At 68.6% G+C, this 16,716-nt stretch carries 18 protein-coding genes; 5 read left to right on the top strand and 13 right to left on the bottom strand.

The window, feature by feature from the left end:
* Positions 1-156: 156 nt before the first annotated feature.
* The 7 genes from SPDO_RS15565 to SPDO_RS15535 form a co-directional block, all read right to left on the bottom strand.
* On the bottom strand, positions 157-711 hold the full coding sequence (locus SPDO_RS15565) for a head-tail connector protein (RefSeq protein WP_088368445.1): 555 nt from the start codon (positions 709-711) through the stop codon (positions 157-159).
* 58 nt (positions 712-769) lie between these two features.
* Positions 770-1,786 (bottom strand): phage major capsid protein, encoded by a 1,017-nt coding sequence (locus SPDO_RS15560; RefSeq protein ID WP_425441965.1) that lies wholly within the window; start codon positions 1,784-1,786, stop codon positions 770-772.
* Between the two features lie 73 nt (positions 1,787-1,859).
* Positions 1,860-2,234 carry an HK97 family phage prohead protease gene (locus SPDO_RS15555; protein WP_211280108.1) on the bottom strand — a complete coding sequence of 125 codons (375 nt, stop codon included), beginning with the start codon at positions 2,232-2,234 and terminating at the stop codon, positions 1,860-1,862.
* Positions 2,231-2,524 (bottom strand): DUF6127 family protein, encoded by a 294-nt coding sequence (locus SPDO_RS15550; protein ID WP_088368449.1) that lies wholly within the window; start codon positions 2,522-2,524, stop codon positions 2,231-2,233. Before SPDO_RS15550 ends, SPDO_RS15555 begins: the two co-directional genes overlap by 4 nt.
* Positions 2,521-3,615, bottom strand: coding sequence for a phage portal protein (locus tag SPDO_RS15545; RefSeq protein WP_088368447.1), 1,095 nt, complete (start codon positions 3,613-3,615; stop codon positions 2,521-2,523). The genes SPDO_RS15550 and SPDO_RS15545 overlap by 4 nt, the downstream gene beginning before the upstream one ends.
* Before the next feature lie 564 nt (positions 3,616-4,179).
* Complete coding sequence (locus SPDO_RS15540; protein WP_088368444.1) at positions 4,180-5,481, bottom strand: DNA-packaging protein; 1,302 nt, start codon at positions 5,479-5,481, stop codon at positions 4,180-4,182.
* Positions 5,478-6,344, bottom strand: coding sequence for a hypothetical protein (locus SPDO_RS15535; protein ID WP_143559679.1), 867 nt, complete (start codon positions 6,342-6,344; stop codon positions 5,478-5,480). The genes SPDO_RS15540 and SPDO_RS15535 overlap by 4 nt, the downstream gene beginning before the upstream one ends.
* Before the next feature lie 265 nt (positions 6,345-6,609).
* Between SPDO_RS15535 and SPDO_RS15530 the strand changes: the two genes are divergently transcribed.
* Positions 6,610-7,836 carry an NAD(P)/FAD-dependent oxidoreductase gene (locus SPDO_RS15530; RefSeq protein WP_088368442.1) on the top strand — a complete coding sequence of 409 codons (1,227 nt, stop codon included), beginning with the start codon at positions 6,610-6,612 and terminating at the stop codon, positions 7,834-7,836.
* A gap of 25 nt (positions 7,837-7,861) precedes the next feature.
* Here the strand turns inward: SPDO_RS15530 and SPDO_RS15525 are convergent, their stop codons facing one another.
* A complete protein-coding gene (locus SPDO_RS15525; protein ID WP_143559678.1) occupies positions 7,862-8,185 on the bottom strand; it encodes a hypothetical protein in 324 nt (107 codons plus the stop codon).
* A 277-nt stretch (positions 8,186-8,462) separates the two neighbouring features.
* Between SPDO_RS15525 and SPDO_RS15520 the strand changes: the two genes are divergently transcribed.
* Complete coding sequence (locus SPDO_RS15520; protein WP_088368440.1) at positions 8,463-9,272, top strand: DUF5694 domain-containing protein; 810 nt, start codon at positions 8,463-8,465, stop codon at positions 9,270-9,272.
* A gap of 274 nt (positions 9,273-9,546) precedes the next feature.
* Here SPDO_RS15520 and SPDO_RS15515 read toward each other — a convergent pair whose 3' ends face one another.
* Both SPDO_RS15515 and lpdA read right to left on the bottom strand, forming a co-directional pair.
* Positions 9,547-10,032 (bottom strand): YunG family protein, encoded by a 486-nt coding sequence (locus SPDO_RS15515; protein ID WP_088368439.1) that lies wholly within the window; start codon positions 10,030-10,032, stop codon positions 9,547-9,549.
* A gap of 278 nt (positions 10,033-10,310) precedes the next feature.
* Complete coding sequence (lpdA, locus tag SPDO_RS15510; RefSeq protein WP_088368438.1) at positions 10,311-11,705, bottom strand: dihydrolipoyl dehydrogenase; 1,395 nt, start codon at positions 11,703-11,705, stop codon at positions 10,311-10,313.
* 92 nt (positions 11,706-11,797) lie between these two features.
* On the opposite strand from lpdA, the gene SPDO_RS15505 reads away from it, so the two are divergent.
* Complete coding sequence (locus SPDO_RS15505; protein WP_088368437.1) at positions 11,798-13,030, top strand: acyl-CoA dehydrogenase family protein; 1,233 nt, start codon at positions 11,798-11,800, stop codon at positions 13,028-13,030.
* 48 nt (positions 13,031-13,078) lie between these two features.
* Here SPDO_RS15505 and SPDO_RS16750 read toward each other — a convergent pair whose 3' ends face one another.
* From SPDO_RS16750 to SPDO_RS15490, 3 genes are all read right to left on the bottom strand, one after another.
* Positions 13,079-13,264, bottom strand: a complete 186-nt coding sequence (locus tag SPDO_RS16750) for a hypothetical protein (protein ID WP_143559677.1) — start codon at positions 13,262-13,264, stop codon at positions 13,079-13,081.
* 290 nt (positions 13,265-13,554) lie between these two features.
* Positions 13,555-13,926 carry a tRNA-binding protein gene (locus tag SPDO_RS15495; protein WP_088368435.1) on the bottom strand — a complete coding sequence of 124 codons (372 nt, stop codon included), beginning with the start codon at positions 13,924-13,926 and terminating at the stop codon, positions 13,555-13,557.
* Positions 13,926-14,597, bottom strand: a complete 672-nt coding sequence (locus SPDO_RS15490; protein ID WP_088368434.1) for a glutathione S-transferase family protein — start codon at positions 14,595-14,597, stop codon at positions 13,926-13,928. Before SPDO_RS15490 ends, SPDO_RS15495 begins: the two co-directional genes overlap by 1 nt.
* 134 nt (positions 14,598-14,731) lie before the next feature.
* On the opposite strand from SPDO_RS15490, the gene SPDO_RS15485 reads away from it, so the two are divergent.
* Both SPDO_RS15485 and SPDO_RS15480 read left to right on the top strand, forming a co-directional pair.
* Positions 14,732-15,574 carry an enoyl-CoA hydratase-related protein gene (locus SPDO_RS15485; protein WP_088368433.1) on the top strand — a complete coding sequence of 281 codons (843 nt, stop codon included), beginning with the start codon at positions 14,732-14,734 and terminating at the stop codon, positions 15,572-15,574.
* A 74-nt stretch (positions 15,575-15,648) separates the two neighbouring features.
* A complete protein-coding gene (locus SPDO_RS15480; protein ID WP_245829574.1) occupies positions 15,649-16,716 on the top strand; it encodes a sensor histidine kinase in 1,068 nt (355 codons plus the stop codon).

Raw genomic sequence — 16,716 nt, 5'->3', positions numbered from 1 at the left:
CGTCGATCCCCGCCCCGCCCCAGCGCGCCAGCACCGCATCCTCCACCACCGCATGCGGCAGCGCCGCGCGCACCGGCGGCGCATCGAACGCCGTCACGACAGCGCCGACCGCCGCGACCAGCGCCGCCTGCAACGCCGTGCCCGGATCCACGCCACTCACCGTCGCGCCTCCGCCATCAGCCGCATGCGCCGATACGGCCGCCACAGCGCCGCCACCGCCGCCGGCGGCGCGCGGCCCCCATCGCGATCGTTGAACAAATGCGCGACAAGCATCGCGACGCCCTGCGCCAGCGGCGGCGGCAGCGCCGCCCAGTCCGCCGCCAGTCCGGCGGTGTAGCTCACCGCCACGCGCCCCGCCGCACCCGGCGCGATCACCCGCACCCAGCCGCGCGCATCACCGTCGACGTCGACCGCATAAGCGTCCGGCGGCAGCACGAACGGCGCCCCCTCCGCCGGGAGGCCGGTCACCCCGTTGATCGCCGCCACCGGCATCGCCGCCAGCAATTGCCACGCGCTGGTCCCGGCCGGCAGCACATCCTCCACCGTCCGCGTCACCAGCAGCGTGCCGGTGAACGCCTCCGCCAGCGCGATCGCGCTCGCCGCCAGCCGCGCCAGCAACGCCTCTTCCGCCGCCCCCTCCAGCCGCAGAAAGCCGCGCGCCTCCGCCACCGCCGCGGCGATCGCGGCGGGCGACACCCCCGAAACCGTCATGATCCTCTCCCCTCAACATCGACACGCCCCTCCCGCGCGCACGGGAGGGGGGCAAGGATCACGACGCGGCGAACTTCATCACCTTGATCGCCTCGCTGTTCGACACGCAGCCACCGACGCGCTTCGTGGCGTAGAAGCTGACGAACGGCTTCCTGGTGTAGGGATCGCGCAGGATCGCGGTCTCGGCGCGCTCGGCGATCAGATAGCCTGCCTTGAAGTTGCCGAACGCGATCGACAGCGTGTTCGCCGCCATGTCGGGCATGTCCTCCGCCTCAACCACCGGATAGCCGAGCAGCGTCGCCGGCTGCCCCGCCGCCAGGCTCGGCTGCCACACGAACGCGCCGTCGCTCGTCTTGAACTTGCGGATGCGTGCCAGCGTCGCCGCGTTCATCACGAACACCGCGCCCTGCCGATACGGCGCGCGCAGCGACTGGACCAGGTCGATCAGCCGCTCCTGCGGATTGCTGCCGAAATCGCCCGCTGCGCCCGACAGGATATGCTGCAGCGTGCCGAACGGCCGCACCGCATCGCCCGACGCGGCGGTCGGCTGCTGAACGAAGCCCTTGGGCCGGTTGATCCCGTTGCCGTTCACGAACGCCGCGCCTTCCGCCTTGGCGAACTCCGCCGCGATCTCGCTCGCCAGCCAATCCTCGACGTCGAAATGCGCGTCATCCAGCATCGCCTGCGTCGCCGACGGGTTGGCGAACAACTCGCCCATCGGCGGCGCGATCTCGACGAAGCTGGGCGTCGCCGTTTCGCTCCGGTCGCCCGTCTCGGCCGCCCAACCCGACGGCGTGCCGCCCGTCGTCACCAGCTTGCGATAGCCCGCGCTGCCGACCTGCACGACATTGGCGATGGCGCGGATCGGCGAGGCCGCCTTCAGCGTCGCGTCGATCACCGCGTCCAGTTCCTTTGGCACGGCATAGCCGCCGCTGTCGCCCGTCAGGCCGGAAAACGCCTTCATCTCCAGCACGGCGCCGCTGCGCACGAACGCCCCGAACGCCGCATCCCGGCCCGCGCCGGGCATCGCCGACGCGCCATCCAGCACCGGCCGTGCCACCATCATCTCACCCATGTTCTTCTCCCACGCGAAAACCCTCCCCGGCCGCTCGGGCCGGAGAGCTGCACCCACCACGGGCGCGCACCCTTCAGATTTCGATGATCGTCTCCACCCGCGCCGCCGCCTGCATCGGCACGGCCACCAGGCTCACTTCGGCAAGGCTGGCGCGCAGCACCTCGCGCCAAACCCCCTGCCGCAAAATCGTCGCGCGATAGCCGACCGACAGCCCGCGCAGCCCCCCGGCGCGCACCATCCGCGCCACCTCGTCATCATGCACGCACGCCTCGATCCACAGCCCGCGCGCATCCTCCCCGATCGCCCAGATCTCCCCCACCGGCGCCCCGCCGTGCTGCATGAGCAGCGGCACCGGCATCGCATCGGCGAACACACCGCTGCGAAACACATCGCCCGCCCGGTCGACCCGGTCGAACACCGCGGCATAGCCCTGAATACGCAGGCTCATTTCACCCACTCCCCAAACCCCAGCTTCACCGCCAAGACGGCAAGCAGCAGCGCCGCCACCCAGCCGGCGAACGCCTTCCACGCGCTGCGCTTGGCATCGCGCCACGCGGTCAGCAGCTCGCGCAATTCGGCGAGGTCACGCGAGGCCGCATCGTCCGCCAGCCCCAGCCGCGTCATCGCCCGCGTCGCACCCAGCTCGCCCGCCTCCTCGGCGATCGCGCGCAGCGTCGCCATGTCCGCCCCGCCCGCGCTCCCCTGCGCGAGCAGCTGCGCTAAAACTGACCCTGTCATTGCGCCCACCCCACCATCTGCCGCTTCTCGTCGGCGGAAATGAAATCGGCTGCGGACACCATCGCCCACAGCCGCTCGCGATCCTCCACCAGCGCCGGCACGCGATCGGGATCGATCTCGATCCGCCCCTCTGGGAACCACTCGCGCAGCCCCGCCGCCAGCGCCCCGAACACCGCATCCGCCAGCGGCAGCACGGTCAGCCGCCACAGCGCCCGGTTCGCCTCGCGATAATTGGCGTAGGTCGCGTCGCCCGGCAGTCCGAGCAGCATCGGCGGCACGCCGAACGCCAGCGCGATCTCGCGCGCCGCCGCCGATTTCAGCCCCACGAAATCCATGTCGGCCGGCGACAGGCTCAGCGCCTGCCACTTGAGGCCCCCCTCCAGCAGCATCGGCCGCCCGGCATTGCCCGCGCCGGCGAACCCCGCCTCCATCTCCTCGCGCAGCCGCCCGAACTGCTCGGCCGACAGCGCCGATCCGTCGCCCGGATCATAGACCAACGCCCCCGACGGCCGCGCCGCATTGTCCAGCAGCGCCTTGTTCCACCGTCCCGCGGCATTGTGCACCGCGATCGCCCCCGACGCCGCGCCCAGGCACCCCAGCCCGTAATGATCGTCGAGCGGATGAAAGCCGCGCACATGGATCACCGCATCGGGCGCGATCTCGCTCACCCGCCCGCCCACCGTGTAGCGATAGCCCGCCGCCCAGCCGCTGGCGTCCAGCACCACGCCGACCCGCTCGGGCCGGAGCGGATACAGCTCCGCCACCTTGCCCGTCTCGTCGCGCAGCAGCTGGATAAAGGCGTTGCCGTGCAGCAGCACCTGCGCCGCCACCACCTCCGCCAGCCGCCCGCCGCCGGCGCGCGCCGTCACCAGCGCCAGCAGCGCCGGATCGCTCGCGTCGAGCGGCGCCGATCCCACCGCCTCCGCCACCAGCCGCACCGCCCGCTGCGCCACCGCATTGCCGAGATACCCCGCGCGCACCTGCGCATCGTAACCAGACGGCCATTCCCCCTGCGCCACCGTCGCCATCCCGCCACGCGAAAGCGCCGGACGCGCCCCCTCGCGCCCGGCCTTCAAGCCGAACCATCTCATGATCACCTCTCCCGAATTTTCCGGCGTCCCGAGCGGACCCGCCAACCCCCCACCGACGCCGGCAAGCACGCGGCGCCCCTGAAACCCCGAACGAGCCCGGCCCAATGAGGAGGCACGCCGGCCGCCCCACCCACCATCGTCACCCCGGCCTCGTGCCGGGGTCCACCGCGCCGCAAACGCTCAAGCCAGCGAGCGCGCGGCACCGTGGAAGCCGGGACAAGCCCGGCATGACCAAGGCAGCACGCCAGCCGCCCCACCCGCATCGTCACCCCGGCCCCGTGCCGGGGTCCACCGTGCCTCACACGCTCAAGCCAGCGAACACGCGGCCCCGTGGATGCCGGGACCAGCCCGGCATGACGAAAGGCACGAACCAGCCACACCACTCCCGTCATCCCGGCCTTGAGCCGGGATCCAACCCTCCGCGAACACCGCCGCTCGCCAATCAGACGCAGCGCACCTCAGCGCAGCGCAGCCCCAACTCACCGTCACCCCGGCCCGCGCCGGGATCCAACGCTCCCGCGCACCGCCGTCAGCCGATCGCTCGCAACGCCCGTCGCCCGCCCATCACAACGCCCGCACCGCCGCCGCCCCACGCCGCCCCAGCATCAGCTCGCTCAGCGCCCAAACCAGCGCATCCGCGCGATCCGGCGACCGCCCCGGCCCCTCATAACCGCCGCCGACCACCAGCCCGCACAGCTCGTCCTCCAGCATCGGGAACACGCCCGCATGCCGCACCCGCCCCGCTTCGTAGAGCGCCGCCACCGGCTCCGCGCGCGCCACCTTCCCGCGGCTGGCATGGACCAGCGCCACCGGCAGCCCGGTGTCGGCGGCATGGAGCACCGATCGCACCATCTCGCCGCCCTGATTGGCCTCCGCCACCACCCGGTCGGCGCCATGCCGCGCGGCACAGCCCGCGACGGCGCGCGCCCAGCCCTCGGGCGTCGCGCCGGTCACGCTCGCATCCTCGATCACATGCCCGCTCCCCGCCGCGTCCAGCCCCGCCGCGACGATCCCGCAAGCGTCGCCGCCCACGCCCGCCGGCGGATCGACCCCCACCACCACGCGCACCAGCACCGGCGCCGCCGCGATCCGGCACGCCTCGATTGTCGCGCGCGTCCACAGCGCGCCCGCGACCGTCTCGATCATCTCGCCGTCCAGCTCCTGCCGGCCCAGCGCCGTCCCGCCATACGTCTCCGTCATTGCCTCGACGAACGCCGCTGGCAGATGGACGTTATCCCCCGTCTGCCCAGTCGTCTGGTACAGTCCCGGCAACGCCATCACGCGCCGCATCAGCACGGTCGATCGCGGCGTCGTCGTCACCATCACCTGCGGCTGCTTCCCGAGCCGCATCGTCATCATCAGATTGTCCCACGCCGCCTCGCCGCGCCGCCACTTGCCCAGTTCGTCGCACCAGGCGGCATGATGTTCCGGCCCGCGCAGCCCCTCGGGCGAATCCGCCGAATAGACGGTGGCGATCGCCCCGCCCGGCCAGCGCACCTCGCCCTTGCTCGCCGCCCAGGCCGGCCGCATGTCGAGCCGCGCGGTGGCGAGCACACCGCTCGGCCCCTCCACCATCACGCGCCGCGCCTCCTCCGCCGTCGCCCCGACCAGCGCGATCCGCGCCTCGGGACGGGTGCGCGCCACACCATTGACCCATTCCGCCCCCGCACGCGTCTTGCCAAACCCGCGCCCCGCGCGGACCAGCCACACGCGCCACGCATGCTCCGGCTCATATTGTCCCCCATGCGCGAAGGTGTGCCAGCGCCCCGCCAGCTCCACCTTCATCGGCATCGACAGCGTGGCGATCACCCGGTCGCGCTCGTCCGGCGGCAGCAGCGCGAGCCGCATCAGCGGATCGTCGCTCATGACGGCGCCCCCCGCCGCGCCAGCCCGTCCAGCGCGCGCTTCAGCGCGGCGTCGCTCTCCGCCTCGGTCGGCATCCTCACTGGCAGCGTCTGGCCGCGCCGCCCGCTTGTCGCAGCGCGATGCCGCTGCAACATGCCGACCGCCAGTTGCAGGTCGCCGTTGCTGATGCTCGCCCCCGCCGCCCCAGCGGCGACGCCATCGACCTTGCCGATCGCATAGACCAGCAGCGCATTTTCCAGCCGGTCGTATCCGATCGCCAGCGCCTCGTCCCACGCCGCGGCAAAGGCCGCATCGACGCTGCGCCAGCGATGCACCGTCGCCAGCGTCCGCCCCGCCGCCGCGGCTGCCGCCGCCACGTTGCACGTTTCCGCCAGCACCTTGGCAAAGCGCAGCTGCCGCAGCCGGGTGGTATGCCCCGCGATCCGCTCGGTGCCGCGCAGTGGCTCGTCGCGCCCCACCACACCGCCCAGCGCCGCGCCGGCCTCATCCCCCAGCGCCGCCGCGCCGGCCCCGTCGATCGATCCGAACGCGACGCGCGTCTGACGCGGCCGCTTCGCCCCGCCAGCGATGCGGCGGCCGCGCGGCGCACCGTCCTCACGCCGCGCCCTTGCATCCTCCATCGCGCCAGACGCGCACGCGTCCCCCACCGCAGGATCGCGGGCCGCGCGAGGGCGGCCAGCCGCTGACCGCCCCCGCGGCGCCGCCGTCACCGTCTCTCCCGATCCGCCCGCATCCCCCCGCCTGGCTCCTTTGCCGACCCCGTCGCCGCCGCAAGCCCGGCGCTGCGCCGCTGCACCCGTCACGCTGCCCCGCGCGCCCGTCCCGCCCAGGCGCACGATCCCCTCCGCCATGCCAATAGCCATCGCGCCTCTCCGCCCGCTTTCTCGTGAAGGACCCGCCATCCGCCAGGCCCCCAAACGCCGACGGGCCGGGAGCGGCAGGGGTCCGTCCCCCCGCGCTCACCGGCCCGTCGGCTCATCGAGGCTGGCGGCGCTGCCCAACCGCGCCTGCACTTTCTCGATGTTCCTGTTTTGTACACAAGCAGCGTCGCGCTGTCAAGCGCGTTTCGCTTGCCCTTGCGCGCCCGCCGACGCAGGAACCGGCACGAACATATCGCGGGGAGGACGAATGAGCAGCTACGATGTGGTGATCGTCGGCGCGGGCCACGGCGGCGCACAGGCCGCCATCGCGCTGCGCCAGGCGAAGGTCGACGGGACGATCGCAGTGATCGGCGCCGAGCCCGAGCTCCCCTACGAGCGTCCGCCCCTGTCCAAGGAATATCTCGCCGGCGACAAGACGTTCGATCGCCTCCTGATCCGCCCCGAAAGCTTCTGGCAGGAACGGGGCGTCGCCATGCTCCTCGGCCGCGAAGTCACCGCCGTCGACCCCGCCGCGCACACCGTCACTACCGCTGACGGCCAAACGATCGGCTACCGCCACCTGATCTGGGCCACCGGCGGCAGCCCGCGCCGCCTCTCGTGCGCCGGCAACGATCTCGCCGGCGTCCACACCGTGCGTACCCGCGCCGACGCCGATCGCATGATGGCCGAGCTGCCCGGCGTCACCCAGGCGGTGGTCATCGGCGGCGGCTATATCGGGCTGGAGGCCGCCGCCGTCCTCGCCAAGTTCGGCAAGCACGTCGTGCTGCTCGAGGCGCTCGACCGCGTCCTCGCGCGCGTCGCCGGCCCTGACCTGTCGCGCTTCTACGAGGCGGAGCATCGCGCGCACGGCGTCGACGTGCGCCTCAGCGCGGCGGTCGACTGCATCGTCGGCGAAGACGGCAAGGCCAGCGGCGTGCGCCTCGCCGACGGCAGCGTCATTCCTGCCCAACTCGTCATCGTCGGCATCGGCATCGTCCCCGCGGTAGAGCCGCTGCTCGCCGCCGGCGCGACCGGCGGCAACGGCGTCGCCGTCGACGCGCAATGCCGCACCAGCCTCGCGGACGTCTTCGCGATCGGCGACTGCGCGCTCCACGCCAATGGGTTCGCCGACGGTGCCGAGATCCGGCTCGAATCGGTGCAGAACGCCAACGATCAGGCCAATGTCGTGGCAAAAACGATCGCCGGCCAGGACGCCGCCTATCACGCCGTCCCGTGGTTCTGGTCCAACCAGTACGACCTGAAGCTCCAGACCGTCGGCCTCTCGATCGGCCACGACGCCACCGTGCTGCGCGGCGACCCCGCCACGCGCAGCTTTTCGATCATCTACCTCAAGGCCGGCCGCGTGATCGCGCTCGACTGCGTCAACGCCGTCAAGGATTACGTCCAGGGCCGAAAGCTCGTCGAAACCGCCGCCACCCCCGACCCGGCGCGGCTGGCGGACGCCGCGACCCCGCTAAAGGAACTCGCCGCCTGAGCGCGGGGTATCACCCGGCCACTGCCTAAGCGGGGTAAAAGGACACCGCCACCGCCGCCACGATGAGCGCAAGCGGGATCGCGATCATCACCCGCGTGCGCTCCGTCCGCGCCTGCACCGCATAAAAGGCGCGAAGATCATACCAGCAGCGCCCATCGGTCGTCCATTTGACCAACCCCAACCGCCGCGCGCGTTCCAAGTCCCGCTGCGCATCGGCGCCGTCCGGCGCGTAAGCAACGGCCCGCGCCGGAACGATCGCCCCGCAATCAAGCAGCGCCCGCGCAACCGGCCCCCGCACCCGATGCGGCCGCATCGCAAGCTCTGCGTCGCTCAATTCCTCGACCCTCAACGATGCGCTCCTTCCATCGAACCGCCCGAGGTTACGCGCCCGCGTTCGCCCGCTGCTAGAGCGATCGTGAATGGCTGTTATTGGGAGGAAAGCGCGACGGCGGCCTTCGGGAACCCCGACCTGCATAGCCGCCCCTGAACCTAGCTGCGCTTCCCAAAAACCATGGTACTTAGGGAAGATGGGACGTTCCTCGCACTCACGATCAGCGATCCAGCTTGTGCCCCCGCCGATCGGTTGCTAGCTGTATTACATAGGTAATACAGGTTGGAACACCGCGATGAAGGTTTTTCACTCGATCGTAGGTATCGCGGCACTGACGCTGACGTCCCCGTTGCCGGCGAAGCAGCGAAGTGAAGCGCCGCCCCCCACGCAGGTCATGATCGTCGGCACGATGCACTTCGCCAATCCAGGGCTGGACTATCGGAATCTCGCCGTGGACGATGTTCTCGCACCGAAGCGCCAGCGCGAAATCACCGCGATTGTTCGAGCGCTGTCGCGCTTCTCGCCGACCGCTGTCGGGGTGGAATGGCGCGAGGACGCGGCATCGACTGCTTATGCGAAATACAAGGAAGGAGCACTGCCCGCGAGCCGCGACGAAACGGTGCAACTCGGCTTCGCGCTTGCAAAATCCGCAAAGTTGGACGCGGTGCACGGCCTCGACATACCGGCAAGCCTCCCGTTCGAACCGGCAGTTGCCTTTGCACAGTCGCACGGAAAGCAACCCATTATCGATCGTATCACAACCGTCAGTGACCAGAATGTCGCGGCTCAGGAACGCGCGCTGAGGACCGAGGGAATTGCTGCGACCCTGCAACTACTGAACGATCCGGTTTCAGCAGATGGCACGCACGGTCTCTATCGCGAGCTGTTGAAACTAGGCTCCGGCGACGAGCAGCCGGGTTTGGAGGTGACGGCAACCTGGTATCGCCGCAATCTGGGCATTTGTGCAAAGCTGTTGCAAGCCACCAAGCCGGGAGACCGCATGGTCGTGTTCATCGGAGCGGGCCACTTGACGTTGTTGCAGCAGTGCGTGCGCGAAACACCCGGATACAGCCTTGTGGATGCGCGTGCTTACATTCCGCGCTGAGCGATTCCGCGAAACGAAGATCATTCAACCTCAACGGCTGAAGCCGGCCGCTCCCGTTTACAGACTTTCCCGGTTGGGAACCCGTAGCGGGACGATCGGTGCCGATGAACGCAGATGGCCGGACAGCAGGTTGAGCTTTCCCGAAACCTGTTCCCGATTGCTCTTCCCCAAAACGGGCATTCGGAGACGGAGAAGCGGGAAAGCTCGCGCTGAACGAACGGCCGGTTTCGGCAGCTCGTTCTCCTTCCTTCAATGACCGTTATTGCCCCCCCCTCTACGACGGCGAGTCTTTCGAATGCCTCGAGAGGTAGAATAAAACGCGACCAAGCAGCAGCGCGCACCGGTCCTTTGCCCTCACGCTGTCACCTGGCGCCTGACGATCGAGAAGTGAGAAGCCTCGGATCGTTGAACCGCTCGGGAATTGGCGCCAACTGAGGTCGAGGAACTCGTCTTCCCCGTGCACCCGGCGGACGTTCCAGTAATGCTCCTCAAGGCTGGCCCCGGTCCAAATCTCTCCTTTGGCTATCTCATATTCAGGGTAGAACCACTGGACGACACGCGATGTCGGATAGCATTGGCCAAAGGCGGGATTGCCCGCACGGGTGTCGCCGCGAAAAGCGGTAAGATGATCCCAAGAGGCTTCCAGCGCACGAACGAGCGTTGACACCTCGATCGGCTTAGTCGTTGACTGATCGCCGGTTCCGGATGCGCCTTGCTGCTCCATCACGCACGCATAGCCCGCAGCGCGCCCGTCCGCCATTGGGCGCATCCATCGTCATCCCCGACAGGCGGAGATCCAGACATCCTGCTTCTCACGAGAGAAGCGGACGCGGCCTTTATGGATTCCCGCCTTCGCGGAGATGACGGCGATCGGGGCTGGCACCGCCGCGCCAGTTGACGGCCGCAGGTCGATGAACCGCTCCCGCTGACCAAGCCAAATAGCCGTCCCCCTCCGACAACAATCGGACGGCCAGGCAACCGGCAGGCAACGCCCGCACCCAAGGCTGGCGAGGGGCCACCACCCCTCGCCGCCCGCGATCAGATGTGGATCGGCTTGCCCTGCACCGCCATCGCGGCTTCCTTCACCGCTTCCGAATGCGTCGGGTGCGCGTGGCAGGTGTAGGCGATGTCCTCGCTGGTCGCGCCGAACTCCATCGCCTGCGCCGCCTGCGCGATCATCGTGCCCGCGACGCTCGCGATGCACCACACGCCCAACACGCGGTCGGTCTTGGCATCCGCGATCACCTTCACGAAGCCGTCGGGCTCGTGGTTGGTCTTGGCGCGGCTGTTCGCCATCATCGGGAACTTGCCGACCTTGATCTCGCCCTTCTCCTTGGCGGCTTCCTCGGTCAGCCCGACGCCCGCGACCTCCGGCCAAGTGTAGACCACCGACGGGATCACATCATGGTTCACGATGCCGTGCTGGCCCGCGATATTCTCCGCGACGGCAATGCCCTCGTCCTCGGCCTTGTGCGCCAGCATCGGGCCCGGAATGACGTCGCCGATCGCCCAGACGCCCGAAACCGAGGTGCGGAAATCGTGATCGGTTTCGATCTGGCCGCGGTTGTTCGGGGAAAGGCCGATCTTCTCCAGACCCAGGCCGTCGGTGTTCGGCTTGCGGCCGATCGACACCAGCACGCAATCCGCCTCGATCGTCGACGCCTCGCCACCGGCGGCCGGCTCGACCGTCAGCGTCGCCTTGTCACCGTTCACGGCAACATTGGTCACCTTGGTGCCCAGCTTGAACTCGATCCCCTGCTTCTTGAAGATCTTGTTAGACTCCTTGCGGATATCCCCGTCGAAGCCCGGCAGGATCTGGTCGAGGAACTCGACGCACGTCACCTTCGCCCCCAGCCGCCGCCAGACCGAGCCAAGCTCCAGCCCGATCACGCCGCCACCGATCACCACCATGTGCTCGGGCACCTTGGGCAGCTCCAGCGCGCCGGTCGAATCGACCACCACCTTCTGGTCGATTTCCACGCCCGGCAGCGGCGTCACGCTCGAACCCGTTGCGATCACGACGTTTTTTGCCGTCACCTTCTGGTCGCCGACCGTCAGGGTATGCGCGTCCTCGAACGACGCGCGGCCCTTCAGCCACGTCACCTTGTTCTTCTTGAACAGGAATTCGATGCCCCCGGTAAGCCCCTTCACCGAGTCGCGCCGCTGCGCGTGCATCGCCTCGAGGTCGAGCTCCGGCGTCACCTTGATGCCCATCTTGGCCATGGTGCCGTTCGCCGCCGCGTCGAAATATTCGCTGGCGTGCAGCATCGCCTTGGACGGGATGCAGCCGACGTTGAGGCAGGTGCCGCCCAGTGTCTCGCGGCTTTCTGCGCACGCCACCTTCAGCCCCAGCTGCGCCGCCCGGATCGCCGCGACATAGCCGCCCGGACCGGCGCCGATCACGAGAACGTCATAGTCGAATTCGTCAGCCATCAGGTGCACTCGCCTTGCGGATCTATCAAACGGCTGCGACATAGACCTTGATGACGGGGGTGCAACCCCGCGACGCAAAGAGGAGAGCGGGAATGGACCTGAACTGGAGCCCGGAGGAACAGGCGTTTGAGGCCGAAGTCCGCGATTTTCTCTCCACCAGCCTGACCCCCGACCTGCAACGCGCCGGCCGCCTCTCCACCAGCGTCTATGCCGATCACCATGCCAGCATGAAATGGCAGGAGATCCTCGTGAAGAAGGGCTGGGCCGCACCGCATTGGGCGCCCGAGCATGGCGGCACTGACTGGACGGTGGCGCAGCATTACATCTGGAACCGCGAGCGCATCGCCGCCGGCGCCCCCGGCCTCTCGCCGATGGGTATCTCGATGGTGGCATACGTCATCATGAAATACGGCACGGTCGAGCAGCAGCGCTTCTTCCTGCCGCGCATCCTTTCGGGCGAAATCTTCTTCTGTCAGGGCTATTCCGAGCCCGGCTCGGGCAGCGATCTCGCCAGTCTGCAGACCAGCGCGGTCGAGGATGGCGACGATCTCATCATCAACGGCCAAAAGGTGTGGACCACCCACGCCAACGAGGCGAATTGGATCTTCGCGCTGGTGCGCACGTCCAAGGAAGGCCGCCCGCAGCAGGGCATCACCTTCCTCCTCATCGATATGACGACGCCCGGCGTCGAGGTCCGGCCCTTCACCATGTCGTCGGGCGAGCAGATCCAGAACGCCGTCTTCTTCACCGACGTGCGCGTGCCCAAGGCGAACGTCATGGGCGAGATCAACCGCGGCTGGAGCGTCGCGAAGTACCTTCTCGAGTTCGAACGCGGCGGCAACGCCTATGCCCCCGCGCTGAAGGCGCGCGCCGACGCGATCGCCCGCCACGCCGCCGAAACCACCGGCAGCGACGGCGCGCCGCTCATCGACGACCCCGTCTTCGCCGCCAAGCTCGCCCGCGCCCGCATCCGCGCCGACGTGCTGGAGATCATGGAGCTTCGCCTGCTCTCCGCCGCCGACGGCGACGGCAGCGTCGGCGCTTTATCCTCCATGATGAAGATCATGGGCACCGAACTCGCCGGTACGCTGACCGAACTGACCATGGAAGCCGCCGGCGACCGCGGCCTCGTCTATCAACCGCACGCCACCATGCCTGGCGGCCCGGTGCCCCGCCACCATCCGCCCGAAGACGGCTATGTCTCCGGCGAGGAATGGCACGCGCTCGCCCCCTTGCGCTACATGAACGAGCGCGCCGGCCCGATCTACGCCGGCTCCAACGAGATCCAGCGCAACATCATCGCGAAACAGGTGCTGGGGCTTTAGCCCTGAATCAGCGGGGCAAATCGTGTGGCGCGAAGGGCATCGTCGAAGCTATGCTCTGGCCACGCCCCTTGCTTCCGTAAGGGCCAAGCCAAACAGGACGGCACAGAGGATGAGCGCTACCACCAGCGCCAGGATCATCATTTGCCTGTTCGCCCGCTGACGATCGTCCCGGACTTCACAGGTCACGATCTCCACACCAAGAACGACGATGGCGTCCGGCAGCATGAACAGCATTAGCTCGCCACGGGATGCTGGCCGATCCACGAGGGGCGTGAAGAAAAGCCCGATGTTCAGGACTAGAGCGAGATAGAGACTAAGCCCAAAACGGCCGGGAAACTGCCTCTCGAAATCACGTATGAACCACAGACATACTATAGCGCACCCAATACGGTACGTTGTGTCGAAGGGCACGCCTGCGCGGTCTTCAAGAACGATGGCAATTGCTAGAAAAGTGACCAGGCCCAACAAAACTAAGCCAAGAAGCCTCAATCGGGACTTCGATGCTGCGGCCTCCCCATCCACTCCTAAAACAACCGCCCCCCATCCGGCACGCCCAGCACCGGCGCTGCCAGCACGACCTTGCCCTGCGCGTCCGGAAACCCCAGCGTCAGCACCTCGCTCATCACCGGCCCGATCTGCCGCGGTGGAAAGTTCACCACCGCCATCACCTGCCGTCCGATCAATTCCTCGGCCGCATGGTTCTCGGTGATCTGCGCCGAGCTCTTCTTGCGCCCGATCACCGGCCCGAAATCGATCACCAGCTTCAGCGCCGGCTTGCGCGCCTCGGGAAAGGATTCGGCCGACACGATCGTGCCCACCCGAATGTCGACCTTTAGGAAATCGTCAAAGCCGATCGTATCCGCGGCGGACGCCGCCTCATCATGGTTTGCGTGCATCAGAAATCCGGATTCTCGTAATAGCTGGGCGGCTCGATCCCGCTCATCCGCTCGGCGAGCAGCGGGCGAAAGCTGCGGCGGCTCTTGAAGGCCGAATACCACGCCTTGGCATGGGTATGCCCCGACCAGTCGATCCCGCCCAGATAGTCCGCGACCGAGATATGCGCCGCCGCCGCCAGATCGGCGAGGCTGATCGTCGCCCCCCCCATCCATTTGCGATGATCGAGCAGGTAATCGATGTAATCGAGGTGCCCGATGGCGGATTTCATCGCCTCGCGCAGCCGCGCGGCATTGGGCGACTGGCGCAGTACCAGCCGCTTCACCATTCGCTCCTCGATCAGCGGCTGGCTGACGTCGCGAAAGAATTGCGCGTCGAACCAGGTGACGAGCCGGCGGATCTCCGCCCGGTTCGCCGCCGATCCGTTGATCATCGCGGCACGATCCACCGTTTCCTCGAAATATTCGCAGATCGCACCCGAATCGATCAACACGGTCCCGCGCTCGCCATCCACCATCACCGGCGTCTGGCCGGCGGGGTTCATGTCGAGGAACTCGTCGCGCCGCGCCCAGGGGATCTCGCGCACCAGCTCATAGCCGACGTCCTTCTCGCCCAGCAGGATGCGCACCTTGCGGGTGAACGGACATAGGGGGAATTGATAGAGCTGCCACATGCCCCTTCGTTAGGCCGCGCGGCGCCCATGGGAAAGCCGCTTTGGCGATCCGCAGCCACTGCATGGCGCAAGGCGGCGCAACAGGTTATGCCCTCGCCCAAGCGGACAGATGATCCGCAAAAAAGGAGAGGGTGATGACCTTTGAACAGATCCGCTACACGATCGACGGGCCGATCGCGACGATCATGCTCGCCCGTCCCGACAAGCTGAACGCCTATACCGCCGTGATGGGCGCCGAGCTTGCGGAGGCTGTTCGCAAGGCCGGCGCCGAGGAGCAGGTGCGCGTCATCATCCTCACCGGCGAAGGCCGCGGCTTCTGCGCCGGGGCGGACATTTCGGGCGGCGCCGACAGCTTCGGCAGCGGCGGGCCGAATTTCGCCGCCGAGGGCAAGCCGCGGCAGGACGGCGGTGGCTTCGTCGGTGCCTTGTTCGACAGCCCCAAGCCGGTGATCGCCGCGATCAACGGCGCGGCGGTCGGCGTCGGCGCCACGCTGACCCTGCCGTGCGACATCCGCATCGCGGCGGACGGCGCGCGCTTCGGCTTCGTCTTCGCGCGCCGCGGCCTGGTGCCGGAGGCGGGCAGCGCCTGGTTCCTGCCGCAGATCGTCGGCCTGCCGCAGGCACTGCGCTGGTGCCTGTCGGGTAAGGTCTTCAACGCGGCCGAGGCGCAGATGGGCGGCCTCGTCAGCGAGGTGGTGCCCGCCGAGGAATTGATGGCGCGCGCGCGTGAGATCGCGCTGGAGATCGCCGAAAACACCGCGCCCGTCTCGATCGCGCTCACCCGGCAGATGTTATGGCGCTTCGCCAGCGAGGCGTCGCCCGCCAGCGCACTCCAGGTCGACGGCAGGTTCGCCATGACGCTCGGCGCCGGCCCGGACGTACGCGAGGGCGTCGCGGCATTCCTGGAGAAGCGCGCGCCCGCCTTTCCCGGCCGCGTGCCGCAGGACATGCCGCCCGGCTACCCTTGGTGGGAATGATCTCGGCCGACCGCCAGCGGCGCAGGCAGCGGCTCGACGGGGCGGACTTTGCGTTCTAGAGGCGCAAGCGGTGGGTGGGGCCACTATCGCAGCAAGGGTCTGTTCTGCCGCTCGATCGCTTTCCGTTTGCCGCTCGGCCGCTGATGGCCTGGATCGCCACGATCGCGGCTGTCGGCCTCGCGTTGTGGCTCCGGCATGCCGCCGACGCAACGCTGCCATCCGGCTTTCCCTTCCTCACCTTCTTTCCCGCGGTCATCCTGGTGTCGGTGCTGCTGGGCGCCCGCTACGGCGCCGTCGCGGCGGCGCTCGGCGGCGTGCTTTCCTGGTATTACTTCATCCCGCCCGCCTATACGTTCAAGCTGGATGCCGGCTCGCTCGCCGCGATGGGCTTCTACGCCCTGGTGGTGGTCACCGACGTCCTGATCATCCACTGGCTCCAGCGCGCCAACGGCTATCTCGCGGCGGAGCGCGAACGCAACGCCGCCCTTGCCCATACCCGCGCCTTGCTGTTCGACGAGCTGCAACACCGCGTCTCGAACAATCTTCAGGCGGTCGCCGGCCTGCTCGCACTGCAACGTCGGCGCGTTACCGATCCGCAGGCCGCCGCCACGCTTGCCGAGGCATCGCAGCGCGTCGCGCTGATCGGCCGGATCAGCCGCCGCCTCTACGACAGTGACGAGAATGGCCGCGATCTCGCCGCCTTCCTCACCGCGCTGCTCGACGACGTGGTGGAGGCGAACGGCCGCAGCGACATCGCCCGGCGCGTAGATTGTCCCCCCGACCTCAAGCTCTCGACCGAACAGGCGCTCCCCGTCGCGCTCGTCGTCGCCGAATCGATCGCCAATGCCATCGAACACGGCCTACCCGATCACCGCGCCCCCGCCATCGCGATCGAGGTGCTGGCGGATGGCCGCGAGATCCAGATCAGCGTCGTCGATAACGGCGGCACGCTACCGCCCGACTTCACCGTGGAGGCGACGGACAGCCTTGGGCTGTCGATCGCCACCATGCTCGCGCGCCAGACCGGCGGCAGCTACGCGGTAACCGGCGGCATCGAAACGCGCGCCTGTCTCGTGCTGCCACAGGCCAGCGGCGGCCATCCCGCCCCCCCGCCGATCGGGAAGGGGTCGGACGACCGCTGA

The organism is Sphingomonas dokdonensis (assembly GCF_002197685.1).
Lineage (GTDB): Bacteria > Pseudomonadota > Alphaproteobacteria > Sphingomonadales > Sphingomonadaceae > Sphingomonas > Sphingomonas dokdonensis.
The sequence above is the reverse complement of the archived record's forward strand: the minus strand, read 5'-3'. Positions and strand labels throughout refer to the sequence as shown.